This is a genomic window from Corynebacterium jamesii, from assembly GCF_046097395.1.
GTDB lineage: Bacteria > Actinomycetota > Actinomycetes > Mycobacteriales > Mycobacteriaceae > Corynebacterium.
The window spans coordinates 835704-861858 of record NZ_CP175789.1 but is presented as its reverse complement, the minus strand read 5'-3'; the positions used below and the strand labels follow the sequence as shown (position 1 = coordinate 861858).

19 protein-coding genes are annotated in these 26155 nt (G+C 58.9%); 6 read left to right on the top strand and 13 right to left on the bottom strand.

The genetic code is table 11. The features are described from left to right. Position 1: 1 nt before the first annotated feature. From ACKFRT_RS03920 to eccCa, 8 genes are all read right to left on the bottom strand, one after another. Positions 2-421 carry a hypothetical protein gene (locus ACKFRT_RS03920; protein WP_408925816.1) on the bottom strand — a complete coding sequence of 140 codons (420 nt, stop codon included), beginning with the start codon at positions 419-421 and terminating at the stop codon, positions 2-4. Continuing rightward, a complete protein-coding gene (locus ACKFRT_RS03915; RefSeq protein WP_408925815.1) occupies positions 418-5643 on the bottom strand; it encodes an HNH/ENDO VII family nuclease in 5226 nt (1741 codons plus the stop codon). The genes ACKFRT_RS03920 and ACKFRT_RS03915 overlap by 4 nt, the downstream gene beginning before the upstream one ends. An 80-nt stretch (positions 5644-5723) precedes the next feature. Continuing rightward, positions 5724-6017 (bottom strand): WXG100 family type VII secretion target, encoded by a 294-nt coding sequence (locus ACKFRT_RS03910; RefSeq protein WP_408925814.1) that lies wholly within the window; start codon positions 6015-6017, stop codon positions 5724-5726. Positions 6018-6065: 48 nt separating this feature from the next. Then, positions 6066-6401, bottom strand: coding sequence for a WXG100 family type VII secretion target (locus tag ACKFRT_RS03905; RefSeq protein ID WP_237744674.1), 336 nt, complete (start codon positions 6399-6401; stop codon positions 6066-6068). A 160-nt stretch (positions 6402-6561) separates the two neighbouring features. Further along, positions 6562-6867: a WXG100 family type VII secretion target gene (locus ACKFRT_RS03900; RefSeq protein WP_408925813.1), complete on the bottom strand. Its 306-nt coding sequence runs from the start codon at positions 6865-6867 to the stop codon at positions 6562-6564. A gap of 3 nt (positions 6868-6870) precedes the next feature. Next, positions 6871-7188, bottom strand: a complete 318-nt coding sequence (locus ACKFRT_RS03895) for a hypothetical protein (protein ID WP_408925812.1) — start codon at positions 7186-7188, stop codon at positions 6871-6873. 3 nt (positions 7189-7191) lie between these two features. Further along, positions 7192-7893 carry a hypothetical protein gene (locus tag ACKFRT_RS03890; protein WP_408925811.1) on the bottom strand — a complete coding sequence of 234 codons (702 nt, stop codon included), beginning with the start codon at positions 7891-7893 and terminating at the stop codon, positions 7192-7194. 277 nt (positions 7894-8170) lie between these two features. Beyond that, positions 8171-12226, bottom strand: a complete 4056-nt coding sequence (eccCa, locus tag ACKFRT_RS03885) for a type VII secretion protein EccCa (protein WP_408925810.1) — start codon at positions 12224-12226, stop codon at positions 8171-8173. Between the two features lie 117 nt (positions 12227-12343). Here eccCa and ACKFRT_RS03880 point away from each other — a divergent pair, with 117 nt between their 5' ends. Continuing rightward, complete coding sequence (locus ACKFRT_RS03880) at positions 12344-13849, top strand: EsaB/YukD family protein (protein WP_408925809.1); 1506 nt, start codon at positions 12344-12346, stop codon at positions 13847-13849. Between the two features lie 149 nt (positions 13850-13998). Here the strand turns inward: ACKFRT_RS03880 and ACKFRT_RS03875 are convergent, their stop codons facing one another. Further along, a complete protein-coding gene (locus tag ACKFRT_RS03875) occupies positions 13999-14928 on the bottom strand; it encodes a MaoC family dehydratase (RefSeq protein ID WP_408925808.1) in 930 nt (309 codons plus the stop codon). A gap of 44 nt (positions 14929-14972) precedes the next feature. Then, complete coding sequence (locus tag ACKFRT_RS03870) at positions 14973-16295, bottom strand: 3-oxoacyl-ACP reductase (RefSeq protein WP_408926057.1); 1323 nt, start codon at positions 16293-16295, stop codon at positions 14973-14975. A 261-nt stretch (positions 16296-16556) separates the two neighbouring features. Between ACKFRT_RS03870 and ACKFRT_RS03865 the strand changes: the two genes are divergently transcribed. After that, positions 16557-17873, top strand: coding sequence for an acetyl-CoA C-acetyltransferase (locus ACKFRT_RS03865; protein ID WP_408925807.1), 1317 nt, complete (start codon positions 16557-16559; stop codon positions 17871-17873). A 29-nt stretch (positions 17874-17902) separates the two neighbouring features. On the opposite strand, the gene ACKFRT_RS03860 is transcribed toward ACKFRT_RS03865, so the two are convergent. Then, entirely contained in the window at positions 17903-19156 is a 1254-nt protein-coding gene (locus ACKFRT_RS03860) for a DUF4185 domain-containing protein (RefSeq protein WP_408925806.1), read from the bottom strand. A gap of 61 nt (positions 19157-19217) precedes the next feature. Here ACKFRT_RS03860 and ACKFRT_RS03855 point away from each other — a divergent pair, with 61 nt between their 5' ends. Then, positions 19218-19565 (top strand): hypothetical protein, encoded by a 348-nt coding sequence (locus ACKFRT_RS03855; RefSeq protein ID WP_408925805.1) that lies wholly within the window; start codon positions 19218-19220, stop codon positions 19563-19565. Between the two features lie 16 nt (positions 19566-19581). Continuing rightward, positions 19582-20166 (top strand): dephospho-CoA kinase, encoded by a 585-nt coding sequence (gene coaE / locus ACKFRT_RS03850; RefSeq protein WP_408925804.1) that lies wholly within the window; start codon positions 19582-19584, stop codon positions 20164-20166. Positions 20167-20169: 3 nt separating this feature from the next. Here the strand turns inward: coaE and ACKFRT_RS03845 are convergent, their stop codons facing one another. Continuing rightward, entirely contained in the window at positions 20170-21138 is a 969-nt protein-coding gene (locus ACKFRT_RS03845; RefSeq protein WP_408925803.1) for a YdcF family protein, read from the bottom strand. A 91-nt stretch (positions 21139-21229) separates the two neighbouring features. Between ACKFRT_RS03845 and uvrB the strand changes: the two genes are divergently transcribed. Both uvrB and ACKFRT_RS03835 read left to right on the top strand, forming a co-directional pair. Further along, a complete protein-coding gene (gene uvrB, locus ACKFRT_RS03840; RefSeq protein WP_408925802.1) occupies positions 21230-23359 on the top strand; it encodes an excinuclease ABC subunit UvrB in 2130 nt (709 codons plus the stop codon). Positions 23360-23369: 10 nt separating this feature from the next. Next, entirely contained in the window at positions 23370-23804 is a 435-nt protein-coding gene (locus ACKFRT_RS03835; RefSeq protein ID WP_293791982.1) for a universal stress protein, read from the top strand. A gap of 9 nt (positions 23805-23813) precedes the next feature. Here ACKFRT_RS03835 and ACKFRT_RS03830 read toward each other — a convergent pair whose 3' ends face one another. Continuing rightward, positions 23814-26114 carry a HelD family protein gene (locus ACKFRT_RS03830; protein WP_408925801.1) on the bottom strand — a complete coding sequence of 767 codons (2301 nt, stop codon included), beginning with the start codon at positions 26112-26114 and terminating at the stop codon, positions 23814-23816. Positions 26115-26155: the final 41 nt, after the last annotated feature.

Here is a 26155-nt window from a genome sequence, read left to right as displayed (position 1 = left end):
CTTAACTCTTTTGTGCGTACATCCAGTCGGTGAAGCTTTGAAATGGGGCACCGTCGTACCACTCGTGTTCCCCAAAATCGTATTTACCGCATCGAAATTTAGTTTCTGATTCTCTTTGAATAACGATGTAGCTATCTTCGTTTAAGTACGCAATAGCGAAAAAGGATTCTGTATCGCTACAAGAATCCACCATCTGTTCATTCAGCTCTTTGAGTGCATTCGATGAATCAAATAGCGGGCCTGGGGGCATGACTTCGATCGTTCCAACTTCTGCACCACTGAACCTTGAATAGAAGTCAATGAGATCGCTAGGTAACCAAGCGGGAGCGAAATCAAGAGCTTCTTCCAACTCTGTTCTAGCTAAACCGCCTTCGTATAGCTGAATTTTGTCGTCATCTGAGAAATCATTTGCGTTTATCACTGAAAGTCCTTTGCTCGTTCTATCCAGTATTGTTCGCGCCATGCATCAAATGCGCTGCGATCAACGGGAACTACGTCCTTTGGAAAATCATTTCGACTTAATCCATGGAAAATATGAAGTTGAGCCCTATTCTGTGAGTGCCTCGTCGCGGTAAGCTCAACCAAGGTAGAAGAATCTGATTGGCCGATGTGATGAAGATTAACAAATTTTCCATCGTGGCCAATCGGTGCTTTTCCTCGAGCCATTCTATCAAGGTTTGTTTCTGTTCCGCCACCCATAGTTCTTAACTGCTTGTGCGGGTCGAATACATGGCCGGGGGCACTTTTGTAAACTTCCTTACCAGCTACGGTTTCTTTGTACCAATTGCTGAATCGAGTGTGAGCTTCCTTTCCTACGAGTCCGAGCATGTCGACCCAGTATGCTGCGTGGTCGACATACCCTTGTGCTGAGGCGAGTCGTGGAGCAAGCCCGAGTGGGTCTTGGGCGTTGTAGGCGCCCAGGGTGGGGTTGTAGTAGCGGAACCGGTTGTACGCCCACCCGGATTCCGCATCCTCGTACTGGCCGGCAAACAACAACGGGCTGGTGCACCGACCTGACCAGGTGCGTTTGCCGTACAAGGTTTGGGTGGTGTGTCCCTCGACGATACCGGTGGTGGTGTTGATCAGTTCCTGTGGTGCACCGGCCAGGTCGCACACTAGGGCGTAGAACGTCGCATCAACCCGGGCCTGGGACCACGTGGCGGCAGAGTTAGCCGGAGTATCGTTGGTGCTACTGGTGGTTAGTTCGATCTGGCCATGTGTCTCACCAGTGGCCGGATCAGTAGTCCACACATGGCCTTCGCCTACCTGTGCAGGGTTGTCTGCAGCCACGGTGGTGGTGACGGCTGCTAGTTGGTTACCAGTGTGGGTGAACACGTCACGGTGGGTAACTTCTCCGGTGGTGGTGTTGATGGTGTCTTTGGCAACACGTCGGTCGAGACCATCGTAGGAGTAGCGATAGCCAACACCTGGAGCATCACTTGAGGTAAAGCCGATGGGTTGTTCACCGGTGGCGTAGAAGAAGTGATGCACCAACGGTTTCTTACCCAGGCGTTTGGTCACCGTGCGGGTGATACGGCCTGCATTATCGTAGGTGTAGGTAGTCCGGCCGACTTTGACCGGCAGGGTGTTGTGGTAGTCGATGCCCCCTTCAGCAGTAGAGGCCAGCACACCTGCTGGGGTGAACGAGTAGTTCTCCTGTGTTGGAGTTCCGGTGGTGGCACTGCCAGATTGCGCAGGAGTGCCTGCTCGTGCAGGAGTGTGTGGTGGGATGGTGCCCTGGTCACTGGGGTTGCTGGGGTTGCTGTTGGTTGGTTGGGGTGTGCGGGTCGCACTGGTAGCACGGCCAATAGCGTCGACAGTGAAGCTGGTGGTACCACGCAGTTGGTCGGCGATGGCAGTGAGGGTGGAGTCTGCTCGCCAGGTGAAGTCACGACCAGCAACAGGGGCTAGCCCGCCAGGTGTTGCCGAATCCAACAGGCTGGTGTGATCACCGGTGATACGCCCACGCGTGTCGATGTCAATGGTGCGTACCAGGTTGTCGATAGCGGTGGTGGCGCGGTGGCCGCGGGTGTTGGTGGTGTAGGTCAGCTCGGCAAGCACGCGACCAGTGTCGGCGTCACCGGTAGGTAGGCGTAGGGCTGAACCGTCGGTGGTGGCGGTGGTGTGTTGGGTGATGGTGCTGCTGGTGATCTCACCAGCGGCATTGCGTCCATAGCCGGTGGTGATGGTGCCGGCGGTGGGTAGGGTGAGGTGTTCGCCGGTGACCATGCCCGTGGCGGAGAGCTCAATAGTGTGGCGGGTTTCTTCGCCACTGGCCAGGCGTGTGGTTTCGGCGGTGGCTCGGCCGTAGGTATCGCGGGTGTAGGTGATGGTGGCAGCCGGGTTGGTGATGCTGGTCAGGCGGCCGAAGGGATCGTAGTCAAACAGTGTGGTGCCGGAGGCATCCTCAATGCTGGTGGCAAGGCCTAGCTGGTTGTAGGTGGTGGTTGTTGTTCCCGCTGGGGTGGTCACATTGGTGATGAGTCCGTCGGGGCTGGTGGTGTTGGTGGTGACGATACCGTTGTAGTCGGTTTGTTGGGTGATGTTCCCGTCGAGGTTGTAGGTGTAGGTCCAGGTGTGGCCGTCGGCGTTGGTGATGGCCACGGGTTGCATTTGGGTGTTGTAGGTGATGGTGGTGGTCGCCCCGGTGGCGTCGGTGGTGGTGATGGGTTTGTCGAAGACGGTGTAGGTGGTTGTGGTGGTGGCTCCGGTTTCGTTGGTGGTGGTCAGTTGGTTGCCTTCGCCGTCGTAGGTGGCGGTGAGGGTGGTGCCATCGGGGCGGGTGAGTGTGGTGGGCCAGCCTTCGGGGGTGTAGTCGATACAGGTGGTGTTGCCGGCGGGGTCGAGGGTGTCGGTGACCAGGCCTCGTACGTTGAGGGTGTGGCTGGTGCGGCAGCCGGCGGGGTCGGTGATGGCGATGGTGCGGCCGGCGTTATCGCAGTCGATGTGGGTGGTGGCCCCATCGGGGTTGGTGATGCTGGCAGGGGTGATGCCGGTGACGCGGTAGTCGTAGGTGTAGGTGGTGGTGGCTCCATCGGCGGTGGTGATGGCGGTGGTCATGCCGAAGGTGTCGACTTGGTAGTCGGTGGTGTGTCCGTCGCGGCCGGTGATGCGTACGGGCATGCCCCAGGTGCCGGGTTCGATGGTTGTGGTGGTCCCGTCGGGGTAGGTGGTGTTGACGATGAGGTCGTTGTCGTCGTAGGTGTAGCTGGTGGTGGCACCGGTTGTGTTGGTGATGGTGGCTGGGAGGTGGTGGTTGGTGTAGGTGGTGTCTTGGATTGCGCCTTCGGGGGTGATGATGCGCCAGACGTCGCCGGAGGCGGTGGCGCGGTAGACGGTGGGGCGGATGTCGCCGAGGAGGTCGTCGGTCAGCCAGTCGGTGGGGATGGTCCAGTTGGTGGTGTTGCGGTTGGTGGTGCGGCCGCGGCCGGTGAGTCCTGCTTCGTGGAGTCCGCCGTTGAGGAGGGCTTGGTAGAGGGGGAGGTGGTGGAGGCGGTCGAGGTAGGTGTCAACGACGCTGTCGCCGGTGTCTAGGGGGTTTCCGGTGAAGTCGCCGGCGGTTTCGATGAGTACGCAGACGGTGCCGCCGGTGGGTGCGTCGTCGCCGGTGTCGTCGCCCCAGTAGAGGATGTTGGGGAACATGCCACCGGTGCCGACTTGGGCGGTGACACGGCCGTGGTCATCGTAGCGGTAGTGATACGCAGCACCATTCCGGTCACGCCAACCAGCAGTACGGCCTTGCTCATCGTAGAAGTAGCTCAACACACCAGCATGGGAGTTCACCACGCGAATGAGCTGACCGGCAGCGTCGTACTCATAAGAAATCAGCCGCTGAGGCGCTTCGTCAGGGTGAGTCTGCTGGTTATCAACCCAGATAGAAGCCACACGATTCGTAGCGTGATCCCAGACCAAAGACAAGTGAGTTCCATCGCTGCGCGTGATGTCCCGCATCTGGCCAGTTGCCTGATCCCAGGAGTACGTAATGGCTGCGCCCGTGTGATGGACCAATGCCGTCACACCAACGGTGAAGCCTAGACCAAGATCGGCGGCGAAGGAACCGGTGCGCAATCCCGCGCCGGCCGAGTGTCCACCAGCTGCAGGGGAGCGGTCCTCCACACCCGATGTAGTGACGTAGCTCCCGTCACCAGAAACAGAAAATACGTAGGTGAGTCCCTCTGCGACGTTGCGCACACGGTAGGCGCCGTCAGCGAAGGAAAGTAGCCACGCGCGGCCATCCGCACGGACCTCGGATCCGTCCATTGGGGCTGGCGGGAACGTCAACAGTGCACCATCGGGGGAGACCATGAGGACTTCGTCATCCAAGATCTCAATATGCACATCCATGCGCGAGACCCACTTGGAGCCCAAAGCTCGTCCTAGCTCGTGGGCGGAATTTGCATTGCGGTCGATGATCAGCGGCAAGGTGCCAGGGATGTTGATGTCTTGAGTGAAATCGACCATGTTGCCCGTCGCCATATCGACAGGCTCAGCCGCGAAGCAAATCTGGCCGCCGCGGGTGATCTTTGAATAGGCAGTCTTGGCGAATTTTTCGCCAGCCTCGCCTGCGACACGGCTGGCTCCATTCGCCATCTTCAGTGCAGCCGAGTTGGCACCGGACTTCGCCGCCGCCTTAACGGCGGACGCTGCCTTGCCCATGCCGTGAGTTGCCTTGGCAACGGTATTGCCAAGCTTCCCGGCCTTCGCAAGTTTGGCTATACCGGCAAAAGGCAAGGAAGTCGCCACGTCGAAAAGTACCTCGCCCCACGACGCATTGCCCGTGGCAGCAAGCAAAGCCTTCAGCCCAATGCCTGCAATCAACAGGCCAGCGCCGATTGCCTGAAGACCAGGAACAAGGAGCAAAACGGAACCGACAATCTGCATGATGTCAGAAATAGCGGCGAGAACGTCAGCATGATCAGACATCCAATCCTTGGTCTTCTGCCATGCGCGCTCCAGCCAGTTCGGATTATCGTCAAAGTCTGCCCTGGCCTGCGTTGCGATAATGCTTACCGCGGAATCAACTTCTCCGCCGAGAGTGGCTTTAATGGTATCGGACGATGAAATATGACCATCCCACACAGCGCGTATGGTATCCAACTTGAGCCGTGCGGCTTCCATCGCAGTGTGAGCGGCATTTGCCTCTGTCTCAGCTGATGCCGCAGCTGCTGCTGTGGCAGCGCCAACACCAGGAATCATTGCGGTGCCTACTGCCGTAGCGGCTGCAGCAGTTGCCGTTAGGCGAGCACGCGCGGCATTGGCCTCAGCAGCATTAAACGCCACAACTGCCGTCTGGTGCTCAGCGTGAGTACCCATTGCCGTGCCAGCCAGCGTGCCCATCTCAGTTTGGGCAGTCTGCAATGCACCTTCATAAAGACCGATGGCTCGTCCAACACCAGAATGTGACTCGCCGGTGACATCCAGGTGGCTAGGGAAGTCTGCATTTAGCAGTTCCTTGAAACGGTCGCCTTCGGAGCCTTCGAACCCGCCATCATTGATCGTCCGCATGGCAGATGCGGCAAGCGACGCTTGGGAACCAAAATGGGTATACCGGCGCGCGGACTCGCCGACTGCGACAACGTTTCCACCAATGTGGAAGTTTTTAACGGCGTACGTAGCAAAAGGAAGCAGCGGCAGTGCAGGCATGACGGGCTAAAATCCTCTGGTCTTAAACAGGTCTAAAGAAAAGGGGAAAAGGAAAGAAGAGGCTAGAAGGTCTAGCCCTCTTAGGAACCAGCGATGACTTGGGAAGCGCGACCACGAGTTTCAGCGACAGACTGGGTGTTTTCGTCCAGCGCGCCGCGAATCTGGCCCAGAATTTCCTTCAGGTTATGTGCAGCGGAAGACCACTTACCGTGAACCTGGGAATATTCCTCCTGCTCGGAGCCTTCCCAACTGGAAGCAAGCTTGCGAATATCAGAATCCATCTCCGACAGGGTGGACTCGATCTGGTTCATTACGCCATTGAGATCGCCAGACGTGGACTCGGCATCGGAATTATTGTATGCGTACACAGACATGGTGGACGTTATCCTTTCTGAGAATAAAGATGTGGCGAGAGTGGTTGGTTAGAGAATGTTGCCCTGTTGGAAGTTCATACCGGCGAACTTCTGCTGCAACGCGCTTGTCTGTTCTTCCTCGCCAGACTGGTAGGACTTACCAGCTTCATCAACGCGACCAGTCAGCTCCTCCAGAGCCTGCTTAACCTGATCCATGTTGTCCGACCATGCCTGAGTCATATTGTCCCAAGCACCAACAGAGGAACCCTTCCAGGATCCCTTCAACGGCTCCAAAGCCTCCAAGAACTTGGAAGACTGGTCCATTAGGTTCTGGTGGTTGGTCTGCAGAGAAGATACGTGACCAGAAACGGCACTGTGTTCAACGGAAAGGTGTTCGCTACCCATGATTACTCCTTGCGCGAGTCCGACAACACGGGCTCGTCAATAGTGGTGAAAAACTTGTACAGGTTGGTGCGCAGTCAGTTCGGTGCTGGAATAACAAACGCGAGAGAAGATTTCCGACCTTCACCCGCATGCACCCCGCGCGTGACATTAGCTAACTGAGCTAACTGGTTTCATCAAGCACTTTGGAAATTCCTTCGCGAAGCTGTGTATTGCCATCTTTCATGTTTTGTAAGGCATCTTGAACGTCCGCGAGGACGTCCTTCAGGTTGGTGGCGCCTTCTTTCCACTTGGTGATGATCTCGTAGTACGCATCGGCCTCAGTGGCCTCCCAGCCTCCACGGAGATCTTCAATTGAGCTGTCGATATCCTCCAAAGTATTCGCGATATCGCCCATCACCGTATTGATATCGCCCTTTGTGGAATCTGCCGCCGAATCGCGGAACGCATAATACGTAGCGCCAGACATGTGCTATTCCTTTCCCTTGAGTTTGGCGGCAAATTGATTGAAACCGTTTGCAGCTTCGTCATCGTACTGCTGAGTGACGTCGGCGATCTTGCCCGACACATCGCCCAGCTTCCCGACGTTTTCCAGAAGGCGGTTGCGTGGACCATCCCACTCGCCGAAGTATTCGGCCACCGCCTGCTGGATCTTGTGGCCGTGGATGGAATCCACACCGGACAGAAGGTCGGCGCCTGTCTTATCGCCTTCTAGATCGGCCTTCATGCCGGCGAGATTGTTTGCAATATCACGCAGAGATTGCAGAGGTACTTGAATGTAATCGGACATGCTTTACTCCTGTTTCTGCAAAGCTTCCTGGCTGCCAGCGAAGAAGTTCGAATCGAGTAGATCCAGACCCTCAAACGTTTCACCCAACGTCTCTGGATGTGCCTGAACACTGTTGGCCACACGCTTCACAATGTTGCCCAGCAACTCACCAGTCTCCTCATCTGGAGCTGTTCCAGAAATGACCAACGTCCAGGTGGTGGAGGGAATGGGAAGGAACGCCTGGTGGTGAAATGTCTTGCGCCGCTGAGATATTGGACCTGTCTGAGTGGTGTTGGATGAATACAGGTAGGCCGTTCCCTTAGGGGTTGTGCACTGCTGTGTGGTCGCGTCCTTCGTAGAAAATGCCTGCTCCACGGTGCGCAGGCTAGCAAACTCAGGGGAGCTGTCGTACCAGCGCAACAACAGCGTGGCCGACGTTGCCTCCCCATCCTCCGACAGGCCTGGGAGGATGAGCGTTAGTAGAATGTTTCCATCGCGGGCAGCCTTAACCAGCTGCTCGAGCTGCTGAAGCACCAGCTTTTGTTCGGCTCGCTTCAAGCGGTGGCCAGGAATGTAATTCTCCGCGATCTGGGACAAACGGTGTGGTGACGCGTCTGGATGAGTGTCAATACGAACCCAATTGGTGGGCAGGGAGGCTTGCCAAAGGAACCGTGGACGTGGGGCATCCGGGTGGAACCGCACAGGCGAGGTGACCGAATTGGCCATAAAGCCTTCTCCTCATCAATTCACTCAATCGCACCATCAATCTTGAATACCTTATCGAGGATGCCAGCTGAGCCCCCAGATTGCATTGCAAACTTCAATTAAAGAGGGAATATGGGGCCTCTAATTAGAGAATCCTGAGCAATAGGAAATCTGCAGGTACGGCGACATAGTTTGGGTATGTTTAGATAATATTTTGGACTAACCGCCGGACGAAATATTATGTAAAAATGAGGTTTATATAAGGTGTAGTTCGCTTTAGGTTTACCTATGGTGCCCTCTAATTGGGGGAGCAGAAACCAAGCTGGACCAACTCCACACGGCCCGAGCCACGCACCCACTGTGCGCGCCCAGCCGGTAGCTGCTGCAGATAGACCTTTGGCCATACAGCACCTTCTTGCTTCTCGCCGCTGAGCAGCAAACCATTTGCACCGTTGTCCCGGATGCCTTGTGCAAACGTGTCATACGTGGCTCTCGACACACCAGCCGCGCGGCGTGCAATCCACACGTGAAGACCAATATCTGCGCCATGGGAAAGGAAGGGAACCAGTGGCCGGAGCGGGTTATTGGTTCCCTCGAACTGCTCGAAGTCATCCACCACAATGTAGATTTCGGGGCCTTGCCACCACGACCGATTGCGCAATTGCTCCTGCGTTACATCCGCAGGGGGCAAACGCCTCTCCAGCTCCTTAGCGATACCTTTTGCCAATAGCTCCGCCGCGGATTTTGTGCCCGCGTACTCACCCAGGAACTCCTCAGGACACTCGCCAAGCAAGGTACGGCGGGCGTCGAAAATACCAAACATCACCTGGCCCGGTTGCTTGCCACGAATTGCCTCCGACATCAAGGCGCGAAGCGCCGTAGTCTTGCCTGACGCATGCTCACCCACAATGAACAAATGGCGCTGAGCACCATCCAAATCGAAGCGCACCGGCTGCAACGTTGATTCCGCCAACGCCACCACAGCAGGCTGACCGCCGCCAGCCTCAATCAACTCCTGCAGCATTACCTTCTCCGGCAACATGCGTACAGCAGGCGCAGACTTGAAGGGGCTAGCTTGAGCAATCGCGGAAATCAACGCCTGCGTGGACTGCTCCCGAACCACATCTGGCTGGTCCAGCACAGGGCTTGCCACATGGGAAAACAGCTTGTCTGCAGACAAAATGCGACCCGTCGGCTGGCCTGCCAACTGTTCTTGCGGCTTCTTCCCGATTGAAGAATCCAGAGGATCATTCAGGCGATGTTCCAGCTTTGTGCCAATTACAGCCTGCAGCTGCAGTCGGAAATCTGCCCAGCGACCCGTTGCAAACACCACGTGTACGCCATAACCCAGGCCACGGGCAGCCAAGTTCTGAGCCTGCTCTGCCAGATCTTCAAAGTCATGACGAAGAGTGGCCCAGCCATCGATAATGAGGAAGACATCAGCGCTGGGCAGCTCCGGAAGACGGCCCGCCGCATGTGCAACCCGCAAATCTTCCACGCTGGACAAGTGATGCTCAGCGAAAATACGCTCACGATCGGCGAGGAACTGCAGCATCTCAGAAAACATGCGGCGCAGCTTATCCTCATCAAAACGAGTAGCTACATCACCAACATGGGGAAGCTCTGCAAACGTGGTGAACGCCGAACCATTCAAGTCCGCGATGTACATGGACACTTCCGCAGGAGTGTGCGTCAGAGCCGTGGCCAGAACCAGAGACTTCACCGTTGTCGTCTTGCCAGATTGCGGAGCACCCATGATTGCGACATTGCCCTGCGAACCCGCCAAATCGACAACAAGCGGGCCCTGCCACTGCTCCAAAGGCTTATCCTTTAGCCCCAGTGGAATCTGCAATTGACCGGTGCGCTGAGCACGCATGCCGCGGTCAGATGTGAGCTCTACCTGGCCCAACGCCGAGCCAAGATCGATCCTGTCAGGAACCGGAGGAAGCCAAATCTGACGGGTAGGAGCCGCAGCGGGGATCAAGCGGGACACAACCAGCTCCAACGTCGTAGTGGGTTCTACCGTCGGTTGGATATCCGCCGACCTCTTGGCATTCGTAGCCAGCGAGAGCTGGTGAGCCTCAACACGCTGCTGCAGCCAGCTTTCCGTCGTATTCTCTAGCTCCAGAGGCATTGGAACAGGTGGAAGCTCGCGCTCCTCCTGGGATGCGGAGGATGTGTACGATCCCGACACATAAGCGGCCTTGAAGCGGTCAAAGATATCCGGATCCACCTTCAAATAACCCGAACCGGGAATTGGGGGAAGCTCGTGGGCTGCCGTGGAACCAATGGCCGTGCGGGATTCGGACGCGGAAAACGTACGCAGGCCTATGCGGTAGGACAGGTAAGATTCCAAGCCGCGCAGGCGGCCTTCCTCCAAACGCTGAGAAGCCAAGAGAAGGTGCACGCCAATGGAACGGCCGATGCGCCCGATCTGCACAAACAATTCGATAAACTCCGGCTTGGCTGCCAGAAGCTCACCAAACTCATCGATCACCACAAACAGGACAGGCAGAGGATCCATGGAGGTCGAGCCATCCTGGTCGATCTGCTTTTGACGAATGGCGTTGTACTCTGCAACATTGGCCAAGTTGCCAGCCTTTTGCAGAACATGCTGGCGGCGCTGAATCTCGCCCAGAATCGAATCATGCAGGCGATCCACCAAGCCCGCCTCGTCCGCCAAGTTATCCACCACCGCAGCCGTGTGAGGGAGCGGCTCCAAGCCGGCAAACGTCGCGCCACCCTTAAAGTCCACCAGAACCAGCGACAGCTGATCGGGATGGTGGTTGATCACCTGAGCCAAGACGATGGTGCGAAGCACCTCAGACTTACCCGAACCGGTCGCGCCCACACATAGGCCGTGTGGACCCATTCCGGATCTCGCCGATTCCTTAATATCTAGGTAGATCGGCTGCGCCTCGGCGTCAATTCCAAAAGGCACCTTCAAGAACTCATCCGCGCCGCCCGGACTCCATTGGTGGGCAATGTCGTAGGTGGCAAAGTCGTCAATGCCCAGCATCGCATCCAAGCCGATGGTCTGTTCAAGCGGAGCGTCAGGCGTGGCATCCTCCACCAAACGTAGAGGTGAAAGCGAACGCGCCACGGATTCCGCTAAGGCAGGGGAGACCTGATCCAACCGGCCATGGAAGCCTCCATACAGCATGCGCTCTACAAAGCCATCCTCGCCAGGTTTGGGTTCGCACACCTCACCACGGTCGATCAGCTGAACCTGGAATTCGCGGGAATCCTCAATGCTTACACGAACGTCCACGTGGCTCGGCTCGTCCTGCTGACGCAGAGACGTGGCCAGCACAGCAATACGGGCCTTCTCCAGGCTCAATACCTGAGACAACTGGCCCTCCAGCCAGCGCCCATGCTCGGAATCCATGTCCAGCACCACCACAATGAAAGGCTCCTCCAGAGACTTCATTTGGTACCGGGCGCGCTCCTTCAACTCGTCATTGCGGCGCTCCACCTCCTGAAGCAACGATTGGGCAGAAGTTTCATCGTGGCTCACCTGGCGCTTACCCAGAGGCCCATCAAACTCGTCCTCACTCAAGACGTGAGGAAGCCACAGCGCCCAATCTGCCGTATCCGCATGATCAGCCAACGGCAATGCAAAGTGGAAACGCACATCGTCAGGAGCATGGAACACCGCCGCCTGGGTGACAATCGTGCGGAGGGCCTCCGTTGTCAGCTGTGGAGATCCCACCAAACTGACCACGCCACGGGCTGGAATGGCGATGGGAGTATTCTCCACGGTTTGAGTGCGCTTCAGCATGCGTTCTGCGTGCGCTTGGGAGATCGGCTCCGGAATGGCCAACGGATCCGTGGCCTCCTTCACCTTGATGCCGCACGCCAGCTGGCACGTTCCTGATCCGATGCGGGTGACCAAAACGTCTTCGTCACTACGGCGCCGCTCCCACAGGCGGAAGGGATTTCGAATGGCATCCTGCAACGCGCCTGGCTCGGGGCTGCGCATTGCCGCTACTTTTTGTTGCTCAGTTGCCTTGTCTTTTGCCTTCGCCTCCATTTCCTTTAGATGCTCCAAGAAACGAACGCGGGCTGTTTCGGCCTCCTTGCGCTTGCCCGTGCGCGAACGCGCGAACATCACCAGCGCGCTGACAATCACCATCACGAACATCACCGAGCCAATGGCCATGCGGATAGGGTTGCCGGACGACATCATCATGAGCACCATGCCCATGCCACCAATAACTGGTAGCAGGAACGTAACCGCATTCGCCGCCGCGCCATTGGAACGGATCGTTGGAATCTGAGCCAACTCCAACGGCCCTTGTGGCACTATGGCTCGATTCGCGCGGGCCGGACGGTGAATAATCTTGGTGGACATTACTTCAGCAAAAACTCTCTACGCACGTATCGGGGATCAACAGGACAATCGGCCACTAGGCGCATACAAGGGCACCCAGCCACGTGCCACACGACAATCCATGTAATCATTACTACTATGTCTGCGATGTTTGTGAGATTAAGTGTGTTTTGGCAAGACCATCAACTGGATGTCAGCCTCCCAGCACACAGGCCCGTTATCGACTACCTCGATGACGTGGTGGAACTGTTCCGGGGACGAGTAGCAGATTCCAAATTTACCGCAGACGTGGAAGCTACCGCGCACCTGTGGGTACTGTCCTCCCCAGAAACGGGGATTATCAACGCTGAGCGCTCTCTCGAAGACTATGAGGTGCTGGACGGGCACAAGCTTTACCTGTCGCAGCGAGCTGAAGCCGCCCACGCACCATTTGTCGATGACATCATGGCCGAAATGCGCAGCACCATTGGAGCCTCCCAGTTTGCGTGGTCTGGAACCACCCGCACGGATGGACTGCTGGCAACTATGTTGGCCACTATTACGTTGGTTGGCTTCGTCGCACTCAAGGGTGTGTGGGGTAGCAGTCTCGCAGGGCTTGGCTTTGGGCATAGCTCGTCAGCCGGCGGACACGTTGTGGAGGCGTGGAATTCAGGTCGAATCACAAGCGTCGTGACCGCTACCGTCCTGGCCCTCCTGGCAATCGGGATTGCCCTGTGGAAGCCCCGTCCGTGGGCACAGAAGTTGGCGTGGGCCCTGCCTATCTTTGGGTTCATTGTCTCTGCAGCCGTGTTACGCCCCGTGGAAAGTGCGCCAGGACTAGCCTGGACAATTAGCATCACTGCGCTCTGTACAGCCGTCGCAGCTTGGATCGCGCTGAGTAGGCAAGCGACAGCTGCAGCGGTTGCAGCCGGGATCGTCGCCGTTGCTGCGGCGGTCTTCGGCCTGGCAACCTTCCTTGGAGCAAGTCCTTTTGCGCTGGCTGCGTGGACAGCTTGGCTGCCTATTGCGATGTTACTGACCACGTCGACTCTTGCTATCAGTAGCACCGGGCTTGCCGCGATGCTGCGTCGCAGTGACGCAGGTGAATCCATTAGCCGCGAATCCATCCGCGCTGCCGCCCTGCGCACTGAAGCAATTAGTCGCGGTATTAGCTGGGCCGCAACAATCATGGGCGCCCTCATTGTTCTTGTTCTCAACTCAAGCAGCTACTGGCAACAGGGGCTCATTGCAGCCCTGCTGGCGATCATCTTGATCCTGCGTACGAATGGCTTTTCGGATGCTCGCATCATTAGCCCTCTGCTCATCGCCGGAATCACTGGCCTCGCCATGAGCGCTGGCAGCTTCGTGCATTGGCTCTCAGGCGACCAAACGCAGACTGGCAAGGACTCCACTGATGAGTTTGGTGTGAATGCGTGGGTCTTCAACGGTGCTACTGATAGTTGGCAACCATGGGCTGCAGCCGCCCTGGTCACCGTCATCTCGCTGATTGTTCTAGCCTTTATCGCAAATCGTCAGCCGGACGAACTAGCCGAGGCTCGCATGGCCAAAGTCATCACATTCATTGACGTGGTGGCGTCCCTTGCCTTCATCCCAATCGTCCTGATCGGGCAAGGTGTGCTGACCTACTACTGGGCGGTCAGTTAGGCGTCGTTCTACTAGGACCCTGGCGATAGATAAAAGAAAGCTCGTGGCGCGATGTACGCACCACGAGCTCTTTTAGAACCAGCGTATTCTACCGAGAGTTATCTAAACGGCAGCTGTCCAGCCAGTTCGATCCACTCAATTTACGGTGGCTAGATTTTCTCTACCTTGCCCACTGCGTGCAGAGTCTTCAACTTGGAAGCCTTGCGCAGCTGCAGATCCCACTCGCTGGGGCGCGGGTAGGCCTTGTCGCCCGCAGCCTCGGCGAAGAATGCCACGGTGGTCGGCAGCGTAACGGGCTTGGCGAATTCCACGCTGAAACGTGCGGCGGACGGCAGCACACCCTCCAAGCCACGCAGCATCGTGGCGGCGGACCACATTCCGTGCGCGATGACGGCCGGGAAGCCGAACGCCTTCGCACCAATGCCGGAGACGTGGATCGGATTCTTATCACCCGAAGCCTGCGCGTACTCCTGAATATCCGCCGGGGTCACGCGGTACTTCGCGGTGGGAGTTGCGTTGTACTCGTCGAACTCAACCGGCTCCAGAATACGGCCGTCGGTCGGCTGCTGATCCTTGTAAGGGGAGGAGCTAGACAGCTTCGCACCCTTGGATAGGAAGCCACTGGTCTGCTTCCATACGTCCTCGCCGTCGACGGAGACAACGGTGACAACATCCAGCAACACGCCCTTGGTGTGCGGGCGCAGGTTCTCCGCGTGTACGCGGATATCCAGTACGTCATCCACGGTCAGGTCGCGGGTTTGCTCGATGCGGTTGGTCAGGTGCACCAGCCCCACGGCGTTGACGGGGGAGTCCTTTGCCGTCAGGATCTTCATGACGATAGGGAAGCTCAGCACGTACGGGTACGTCAGCGGCAGCTCGTTGCGCAGACGCAGACCCGTTGCCGCGTTGTAGGCCGCTAGTTCGGGCACGTTGATCTTGACGCCCTCAACCTTGAACGCAGTCGTTGGGTTCTCCTTGGCACTGCGGGAGCTACCCACACCCGGAACAACATCCTTGACTGCATTGCGGTATTCCTCCATCAGAACCGGGATGGAGTCCAGCTTCTTGTAGTCAACCACTAGTCGTGGCTCCTTTCTCTACAGCTCGCTCGAAGAGGCTCGGCTTAGGCTCCCAGCATTGCCTGGCCACACACGCGGACAACGTTGCCGGTGACAGCCTGGGAAGCCGGGGAAGCGAAGTAGGCAATGGTCTCGGCAACGTCCACGGTCTCGCCACCCTGCTGCAGGGAGGAGAGCAGACGGCCACCGACGCGGGTGCCGAACGGGATAGCAGCGGTCATCTGAGTCTCAATGAAGCCCGGAGCAACAGCGTTGACAGTGATGCCACGGTCAGCCAGCTTGTCGGAGAAGGAATCGACAAAGCCGATCACGCCGGCCTTGGTAGCACCGTAGTTGGTCTGACCACGGTTACCGGCGATACCGGCAATGGAGGCCACACCGATGACGCGGCCGTTGTCGGCCAGGCCACCGTTCTCCAGCAGCTTCTCGGTGATGCGAACCGGTGCAACCAGGTTCACAGCGATAACGGAATCCCAGCGACCTTCGTCCATGTTGGCCAGCAGCTTATCGCGGGTGATACCAGCGTTGTGAACGATGATGTCGACTGGGCCGCCGTGGCGAGCCTCAGCGTGCTCCTTCAGCTTGTCCGCAGCGTCTGCCGCAGTAACGTCCAGCGGCAGGGCAGTGCCGCCGACCTTGTTGGCGGTCTCGGCGAGGCCCTCGCCAGCCTGCGGAATATCCACGCAAATGACCTTTGCGCCGTCGCGAGCCAGCACCTCTGCGATGGTGGCGCCGATGCCACGGGCAGCGCCGGTAACCACAGCGATCTTGCCCTCGGAGGGCTTGTTCCAATCAGCCGGGGCGGACGCAGACTGGGCGTCAACACGAATAACCTGTGCATCCACGAAGGCAGACTTAGCAGACAGCACGAAGCGCAGGGTGGACTCCAGGCCAGCGAGGTCGGCGGCAGCGTCCGGAGCGGTGTAGACCAGCTGGATGGTAGCGCCGCGCAGCAGCTCCTTACCGACGGAGCGGGTGAAGCCCTCCAGGGCACGCTGAGCGATGCGCTCGTCAACGTCGTTGATCAGTTCCGGGGTGGTGCCGATAACCAGCAGGCGTGCGCAGGGCTGTAGCTGGCGCATGACCGGGTGGAAGAAGTCGTACAGCTGGCGCAGATCCTCTGGCTTGGTGATGCCGGTGGCGTCGAAGACCAGACCGGCGTACTTGTTATCGCCAGCAGAAGTGGAGACGGTGTAATCGTCGGCAAGCAGCTCCTCGATACGGCCGATCAGGCGACCGGAGCCACCCAGCAGTACGCGACCGTCCAGGGCGGGCTCGCCCTCCTTGTAACGACGCAGCTTCGTCGGTACCGGCAGGCCAACCTGCTTGGAGACCTTCTTGCCGAGATCCGAGTTGATGAACTTCAGGTATGCATCCTGGTTTTCAGGCACTAGCTTAAACTCCTCATGTCGATAGAAGTATGTGGTTGAAGACTACGTGGAGATTTACGCTTCCTCATCGCAATGTGCGGCAAGTGAGCGCGAAATATACAAGTCTTGTCGGCAATACGTACACGTGCATAGCCGTGACAATGTATGTTCTCATGTATAACCATACGGTGTGATCGAGCACACCGTGTAGGAAAACGTTCTTTCAATTCACATTCTTCGATGGAGTGACACAAAAATATGACTAACGGAGCACCCCGCAAGGTCGCCATCCTGGGCGGCAACCGCATCCCGTTCGCACGTTCCAACAAGGAGTACGCGAACGCGTCTAACCAAGACATGCTGACCGCCGCCATCGATGGCCTGGTCGCACGCTATGGCCTGCAGGGCGAGGAGCTGGGCCAGGTTGTCGCCGGCGCCGTGCTGAAGCACTCCCGCGACTTCAACCTGACCCGCGAGACCGTCCTCGGCTCCGCATTGTCCTCCACCACCCCGGCCTTCGACCTGCAGATGGCCTGCGGCACCGGCCTGGCTGCCCTGGTTCAGGTTGCCGACGCAATCGCCCTCGGCCGCATCGAGTCCGGCATCGGCGGCGGCGTAGACACCACCTCCGACGCACCTCTGGCTGTTAACGATCAGCTGCGCAAGACCCTGATCAAGCTGAACAACGCGAAGACCACCACCGACCGCCTGAAGCTGGTCGGCCAGATCCGCCCCTCCCAGCTGGCCCCGGAGCAGCCGAACAACGGCGAGCCCCGCACCGGACTGTCCATGGGTGACCACGCGGCCATCACCGCCCGCGAGTTCGGCCTGACCCGCGAGGAGCAGGATCAGCTGGCGGCAGAATCCCACCAGAAGTTGGCTAAGGCCTACGAGGAGGGCTTCTTCGAGGATCTCATCACCCCGTTCCTGGGCGTGCAGCGCGATACCAACCTGCGCCCGGACTCCAACGTCGAGAAGCTGGCTAAGCTGAAGCCGGTCTTTGGCAAGAAGGATGCTGAGCAGCACGGCACCAAGGCCACCATGACCGCCGGTAACTCCACCCCGCTGACCGACGGCGCTTCCGCAGTCCTGATCTCCTCCGAGGAATGGGCTGCAGGGCACAACCTCCCGGTGAAGGCTTACCTGGTCGATTCCGAGATCGCTTCCGTTGACTTCATCAACGGTCGCGATGGCATGACCCCGGATGGCCTGCTGATGTCCCCGACCTACGCGGTGGCTCGCCTGCTGAAGCGCAACAACCTCACCCTGCAGGATTTCGACTTCTACGAGATTCACGAGGCTTTCGCTTCCCAGACCTGCGCCACACTGAAGGCATGGGAGTCCGACGAGTACTGCCGCGAGCGTCTGGGGCTGGACGGCGCTCTGGGCGCTATCGACCGCGAGAAGCTGAACGTCAAGGGCTCCTCCCTGGCAGCTGGCCACCCGTTCGCCGCTACCGGCGGCCGCATCATCGCTACCGCTGCGAAGGTGCTGGAGCAAAACGGCGGTGGCCGCACCCTGGTCTCCATCTGCGCTGCAGGTGGTCAGGGCATCGTCGCCATCATCGAGCGCTAGCGCGCTAGTGCCCTAGCGCTCTCGCAGCGCTAGAAGACCTTCGCCAGATCGGTCTTGTACACCACCGCGTTGTAGCTATTCCACGACGTGGCTACCCAGTACAGGTTCCCGTCAGTCTGGTGCGGGTACATGAAACCGCCGTAGATATCCGGCACCTGGGCCCTGGAGATCAGTGTTTTCTCGCTGCTCCAGGGTCCTTCTGGTCTATCGGCCTGCCGCAGTACCATGCCCTGGGTGGTTTCGTACAGAGCCAACCACTTGCCGAGGTGCTTGTTGTACTGCACCGATAGTTCGGAAACTCGCCCGTCCAGCACAGTTTTCGCCGCGTCCATTCGAGTGGTCCATCCTTGGCCATCCCAGAATTCTGCAGAGCTGAAGTTGGGGAACTCCGCTTCGCTGATGCGCGCCAACCGAGCCTGGCCGGAGCGTCCCGAAGGCGTTCCATAGACGTACACATAGCCGTCCTCGGCAGCCGTGTCTTGAGGAGGCTTAGCAAAGGCCGTCATCTGGAAGTTATCGGCGCCGGGGGAGTGAGCGGGGAAGTCTGGCAAGCGGCTATCCCCAGAGGCCACGGAACTACTGCGGTAGGAATCGCGGATCACAGAGAAGGTCTTGCCGCCATCAGTGGACTTCGCGGTCGCGGCGTAGTTGGTGCGCCACTGTCCTGGGCGACCCCAGTCGCGGACGGACATGAAGTCCACATACTGTGCACCGTTAACCTCAATGCCGGCGGTAGGAATAATGGTTTTCTCCACCCCGTCGATCTTCAGCGATGCGGGGAGGAACTCCTCGGAGCGACTTCCAGTGGCAGGGCCGGTCAGGTAGATCCCGTTAGAGGGGTCCATGTCGTCCGTTTCGTACAGCGCATTGGAGTGCCAGCCATTGTTACCGGCCCCGCAGCGGAAGGAGTCGCCGAAGGCGGCGAGCACGCGTCCGTCTCCGGAATCCCACATGATGCCCAGGTCGGTGGAGCTAAGCCCGGTCTTGTCGGTGCGATCTGGCCCAAAGCGCCCCGTGAGCATATGCAGTGCCTCGGTGTTGCCGGTGACCTTTGGCATTCCTTCGGGCTTACCGGTGAGCCATTGCGGTTGACCCAGGCTGCCTGCCAGGGAACCGGTGCTGCTAGCTGCCAGGCCATCGCTCATGGTGGGGGTGTAGGTCCAGCATGGGTCTGCGGCGGCGTGACCTGTGGAAAGGGCGGTCACCACGGATGCGGTGGCGAGGATTGTGCCGGTGGAGAGGGTAGCTGCGAGGGAGCGACGGGCGCTGAATGTGTTCTTCATGAAGCTAATGTTTACACATGTTGTGCTGCACCGCCTGGGGAGCTTCGCTATATTCACCCATATGGCAAAATCCTCTCGCATCGCTTCCATCGTCGCCGCTACCTGCCTATCCCTTTCCACTGCAGCGGGACTCGCTGGTGCTGCGGACTCTGGCACTGCACCTGAGACCCTCCAGCCGCTTCCCACCGTCGAGGTGCCTGCGACGGGCAGCTCCGGCAGCTCCTCGCGAATGCCGAAGACATGCCAGAACCTGAATCAGCAGATCGACGAGGTGCGTAAGAAGTGGGATGCCGCCGTCGCGGAGCAGGATATCTACAAGGCCAATGCTTTGCGCGTCGATTTCGGCAACCTCGCCGCCAGCTACTACCAGTGCCGTTTGGCCGGGAACACCATTTCCGGTTCCCTGTAGCCGCTAGCATGGCCTCATGATCACAATTGGGCTAACTGGTGGAATCGGATCGGGCAAGTCAACCGTCTCGTCGCGGTTGGCGGAGCTCGGTGCTTTTATTGTTGACGCCGACCTGGTGGCGCGCGAGATCGTCGAACCAGGTCAGCCAGCTTTGGCTGAGCTGGCGGAGGCGTTTGATGGGGTGTTAAACCCCAATGGAACGCTGAACCGTGCTGAGTTGGCTCGCCAGGCTTTTGCTACCCCGGAAGCCACAAAGAAGCTCAACGCGATCACCCATCCGCGTATTCGTGCGCGCACGGAGGAGCTATTCAAACAGGGCAGGGAATCGGGTGCGGAAGTATTGGTCTACGACATGCCCTTGCTCATTGAGAATGGTGAGGTGAATAAGGTCGATCATGTACTGGTGGTGGATGCTCCCGATGAGCTGCGCATCGAACGCCTCGTTCAGCACCGCGGTTTGGATGAGGACGACGCCCGGCGCCGCATCGCCGCTCAGATCGATCGGGAGACTCGCCTAGGTGCTGCAGATACGGTGTTGGACAACTCCGGCAGTTTGGAAGACCTGCTGACTCAGGTCGATGGCTTCTGGGACGGGCTGTAAAACCTACCAGAAGCGGGGGATACCAGCTCCGAAGATCGGCGGAAGGCCGTCGGCTACGACTGTCTCCGGGAAGATATACAATCCCACCGCGTCGCGGTAGCGGGACATGCGTTCCTTGGCTAGGTTCCGCTGCTGCACCGGGTCGGACTTCGACGCCAGGCCATAAACGGTGGTACGGGGGCCGAAAGCGATGCGGTAGTCACTTACACCTCGGTGCAGGTGGCTATCGGTGGTCGCGATGACCAGCTGGCGAGGCAACGCCGTACTGCGGGGAGCGCTGGTGGCATGCTTGTTCATGCGAGCGAACACCTTCGCGCTGTGCCATGCGTTGCTAATGGTGGACCAGGAGTTGCCTTCCACATGAATGCGCTGTGGGGAAATGCCAGCCTTGACCAGCCAATTCTTCATCGCTTGGGCCTCGACATGGCCATGTTCGGTCTTTCCACCCGAGGTGATAATAGGGCTGGCGGGGTGCTTTAGGGCGTAGTCCCGGGCTACCTCCAGGCGGCGCTGTAGGTTCGGGTGTACAGAACCGTCCGGGTTCAGACCATTACCGAGGACAACCACGGTTGCGCGCGGACTGGTGGACTTTCCAGGCTTTTGGACGGGAGCTTCCAATACCCTCAGGATGTGCTTGATCTCGGTACGTCGAGCTGGGGAGAGTCTAGCGAGCGCCGGGCGAGGATCCTTATTCATGTACTGAGCGGCTATGGCAGCTGCGGAGTAGGCGTCATCAACAGTGCGGGCAGTGCGAGCCCCGCTGGGGCCCACCGGCAACAGATCGCCAGGAATAACGACGGTGTTGGGGCCGATCGGCGCGGGACCGACAACGATCGGTGGAATGGCAGGCGTAGCTATGGCAGTAGGGGTTACAGCGGGGGCGACAGACGGTGCGACAAGAGGCGCCGCAAAGAGAGTGACGGTGAGGAAAGAAGCGAGGGAAGAAAAGCGCGCACGGGAAGAGAGATTCATGTGAATTACCTTAGAGTGGCAAGGGTAGATGCGCTGGGCAAAGGGAGCGAGGTAGTGAGTGCTGTCCTGGGCGACACGTAGACTGGTGCGCATGGCCTTTGCAGCAGAACGTCCCGAATTGTCGTACTCCGAGTTCCGTCCCGTAGGGGAGGTCGAACGCTCGAATGCGAAGTTCGAAGTCATCAGCGACTATCAACCCGCTGGCGATCAGCCGAAGGCTATCGAGGAACTGCACCAGCGGTTAAACAGAGGCGAGCGCGACGTGGTGCTGATGGGCGCCACCGGTACCGGTAAGTCCGCGACCGCGGCGTGGCTGATTGAGAAGGAACAGCGCCCCACCCTAGTGATGGCGCCAAACAAGACCTTGGCGGCACAGTTGGCCAACGAACTGCGGAGCCTCTTGCCAAACAATGCAGTGGAATACTTCGTTTCCTACTACGACTACTACCAACCAGAGGCGTATATCGCGCAGACGGATACGTACATCGAAAAGGATTCCTCCATTAACGAAGACGTGGAGCGGCTCCGTCACTCCGCGACCTCCGCGCTGCTATCGCGCCGGGACGTGGTGGTTGTGTCCTCGGTCTCCTGCATCTACGGCCTCGGCACCCCGCAGTCTTACCTGGACCGCTCGGTGGTCTTGAAGGTCGACGAGGAGGTCGAACGCGATCGGTTCCTGCGCCTGCTGGTGGATATCCAATACTCCCGCAACGACGTCGCCTTTACCCGCGGCACCTTCCGCGTCAAGGGCGACACGGTAGACATCATCCCCGCCTACGAGGAACTGGCAGTTCGTGTGGAGTTTTTCGGAGATGACATTGATGCGCTGTACTACATCCATCCCTTGACGGGAGACGTGATTCGCCAGGTTGACGAACTGCGCATTTTCCCAGCCACTCACTATGTGGCGGGTCCGGAACGCATGGAAAAGGCTATGCAGGCGATTAAGGAAGAGCTGGCGCAGCGGCTGGAGGAGTTGGAAAACCGCGGCAAGTTGTTGGAGGCTCAGCGCCTGCGCATGCGCACCGAGTACGACCTGGAGATGATCCAACAGGTGGGCTTCACCAGCGGTATCGAAAACTACTCCCGCCACATTGACGGACGCGCGGCAGGGTCTGCGCCCGCTACGCTAATCGACTACTTCCCGGAGGACTTCCTCACCATCATCGATGAGTCACACGTGACCGTCCCACAGATCGGCGGCATGTTCGAAGGCGACATGTCCCGCAAACGCAACCTGGTGGAGCACGGATTCCGCCTTCCTAGTGCCCTGGATAACAGGCCATTGACATGGGAGGAGTTCGACGATCGTAAAGGCCAGTGCGTCTATATGTCCGCGACCCCCGGCGATTACGAGATTGCCGCCGCCCAAGGCGAATATGTGGAGCAGGTCATTCGTCCGACTGGCCTCGTGGATCCGAAGGTAGAGGTGCGTCCAACCGAAGGCCAGATCGACGATCTGATTGAGCAGATCCGTCAGCGAACCGAGAAGAACGAGCGTGTGCTGGTGACCACCCTGACCAAGCGAATGGCAGAGGACCTAACCGACTACCTGCTGGAACATGGTGTAAAGGTGCGCTACATGCACTCGGATATCGACACGCTCAAGCGCGTGGAGCTGCTGCGCCAGCTACGCCTCGGCGAATTCGACGTACTGGTCGGTATCAACCTGCTGCGTGAGGGGCTTGACCTGCCAGAAGTATCGCTGGTCGCTATTTTGGATGCGGACAAGGAGGGCTTCCTGCGATCCGAACGATCCCTGATCCAGACCATCGGTCGCGCAGCCCGCAACGTCTCGGGCGAAGTCATCATGTACGCGGACAAGGTCACTGACTCCATGCAGTACGCCATCGACGAAACGGAGCGCCGCCGTGCCAAGCAGATCGCCTACAACAAGGAGCACGGAATTGACCCGCAACCCTTGCGCAAGAAGATCGCCGATATTTTGGATCAGGTTGCGGAGCTTGAGGCAGAAGCAGGAAATGACGCCGATACAACCTCCGGTGGCAAGGGCGAATCGCCCGAAGCAGATTGGGCGCTGGTACGCGGCTCCACCGATGAGCCAATGGCACGTCCACAGCTAGAAAAGCTCATCCAAGAGATGACCGAACAGATGAAATCCGCGGCCAAGGAGCTGAAGTTTGAACTTGCTGGTCGCCTGCGCGATGAAATTGCAGACCTAAAAAAGGAACTTCGGGGCATGATCGACGCTGGGTTGTAAGATTGGGGCTATGTACAACACAGTCGTGGTCGGAACCGATGGGTCAGAATCTTCTTTTCTAGCAGTGCGACGCGCCGCAGGCGTGGCCGCAGCAATGAATGCAGAACTGGTTCTGGCCAGCGCGTATGTGGGGGAGCATGCGGATACCGCGGCAAAGCAGACCACCGCAGTGGAAGGTGAAATGTCTGCGTCTGAGGTGTTGGCGTCCGCACGAAAAGAAGCTGAGGACGCAGGGGCGGCAAAGATCCGTGCGGTGCTAAAGGAAGGCGACCCCGTCGAGGCTTTGATGAGCATCGTGAAGAGCGAGGGAGCCGATCTGCTCGTGGTCGGAAACCGTGGGATCAATTCCCTGACAGGCCGACTACTGGGAAGTGTGCCTGCCGACGCTGCGCGCCAGGCGGAATGCGACGTGATGATCGTTCACACCGTAGGGATGAAAGACTAGGCCTTTAATCTAGCACCACGGCAACGGGCGCGTGTGCACGACTGTAAGCCCCTGAGTGGCACGGGTCATTGCTACGTAGAGATCGTTGAGCCCTTGGGGGGAAGCCTCCACAATGTCCGCCGGCTCGATCAGCACAACCTCGTCGAATTCCAGCCCTTTCGCAGATGCTGTATCGACCAGCACCACTTCCGCGCCGGTGGCCTCTAACAGCTCGGCTATCGCCGACCGCAAGGCGTCCGGGGCAGCGGCAATGACACCGATCTGTCCCTCTTCGCCCGTCAGTTCACGGGCTTGCGCGATGGCCTCCCGCACTCCCTCCGACAGTGGCATCTCATCCGTGGGAACTACATAGCGCACGCCCGTCCCGGATTCTCGCAGCGCTACGGGGGCAGGTTGGGCGGGATCAATCTGCTGCAACAATGGTGCGGCAAGATCCGCAATGTCTTTCGGTGTGCGATAGTTCACCGTCAACTGGTGCAGTTGCCAACGGTCAGCCACGAAGGGCGAGAGTGCCTCCGACCAGCTATCCACCCCACCGGGGTTGCCCGTCTGCGCTGGGTCACCGACCAACGTCATCCACTTGTTCGGCGAGCGGCGGAAAACCATCCTCCAGGCCATGTGGCTTAGCTCCTGGGCTTCGTCCACGATCACATGCCCGAAGGCCCAACGGCTATCAGCTGCAGCACGTTCGGCAGTAGTGCGCTGATCGCGTACCCGCTGACGGGCGGCGAGCGTTTCCGCGTCGATGACGTCGTAGGCCATCAGCACCTCGGGCGCGAAGCCATCGTCGAGGTCTTGGCTAGCCGAGCCGGTAAGAATGTCGAGAGCCTCCTGCGCCTCCGCGATCTTCTCCAGCCATTGTTCACGTTCCTCGGCCGCGGACTCCTCGTCGGAAACATAGCCAAGCAAGTCGATGAGTTCGTCAATGAGCGGCGCGTCGGCGTCAGTCCATTCACCGCTGGGGTGTGCGGAAAGACCGCGCCAAGTGTCCTCGTCGTAGTCGACGGCGATGGCGGCAGGGTTTGCATAGAGCCGCTCCAAGACCTCGGTGGGGTGCAGTTCAGGCCAGAATTGCCCCAGCGCGTCCACGATCGCAGGGTCTGCGCCGAGCTCCTCACGCAGGGTGGCAATGTCCCCCTTACCCAGCAGGTTCGCGCCACCAAGCGGGTCGGCACCAATGTTTTCTCCCAAAGCCTCCGCCAGGGCGTTGAGCCCGTGGTCTAGGAAGGCCGCCCGCGCGTGGTTGTGTGGCTTCCGGCTGCGGCGCGCACGAGTGCGGGCTGAGCGCACCATCTTTGGTGTCAGCTGCACGTTGAGTCCGTCGATGCTGAGCTCGATGTCGGTGTCCGGCACGGTTTGATACGCCTTGATGGCGTCGGAAAGGATCGTCAGCATTTCCCCCGAGCCTTTCACTTCGCGCGCCAGCAGGTTCGTCTCCGGCACGGTTTTTAGGTTCGGCAGAAGGGTGCCGGGAGTCGCGAGCACCACGCCGGTTTCGCCCAAAGACGGAAGCACCTGCGAGATATAGGAAAGGAAGCGGTCGTTTGGCCCGATGATCAGCACGCCAGTGTTGCTTAGTTGCTCACGCCATGTGTACAGCAGGTATGCCGCGCGGTGCAGTGCGACGGCCGTCTTGCCAGTGCCCGGTGCGCCTTGCACGACAGTTACTCCGCGGTGTTCGGCGCGGATGATCTTATCCTGCTCCGCCGCGATCGTCTCGACGATGTCCTGCATATATGGGGTGCGCGCTCTGTTGACTGCGTCGAGCAGCGCCTCTTCTTTGGCGACGCCGCCTCGCGCTCCCGCCCCCGCAGAATCAGCGGGGTTTTGCGTATTGGAAAGCTGTTCGTCTGCCACGCTGCGTACTGTGCGGCCACGAGTGGTGATATGTCGTCGCGTATGTACCCCGTCGGGGTGCAGGGTGGTGGCCAGATAGAAGGGGCGAGCTAGGGGAGCACGCCAGTCCATAAGCAGGGTACGCATCTGCTCGTCGTCATCGTGCAACCCGATGCGCCCGATATAGCGGCGATCCAGCTTTTCGTTTCCAGGCGCGGGATTTTCCGCCTCCGGGTCTTCGACGTCGATACGTCCGAACATCAGACCAACTTCTGCAGCGGAATAGGAATCGAGGCGTTGGGCAATGTCCCTTGCCTCGCGGTCGCGAACCATGAGTCCCTGCGGGTCGTCGATATCGGCTTCAAGGCGGACGGCCTTGAGGCGTTGTTCCAATCTCTGGCGGGCGTTATCTACCCGGGAGAGGAGATCGTCGAGGTAGTTCTGCTCGGCGGCGATGTCGTTATTGGGCGCCAAGGTGGTTGCGGGTTCCCTTCTATCTAGGTCGGTGGTCTGCG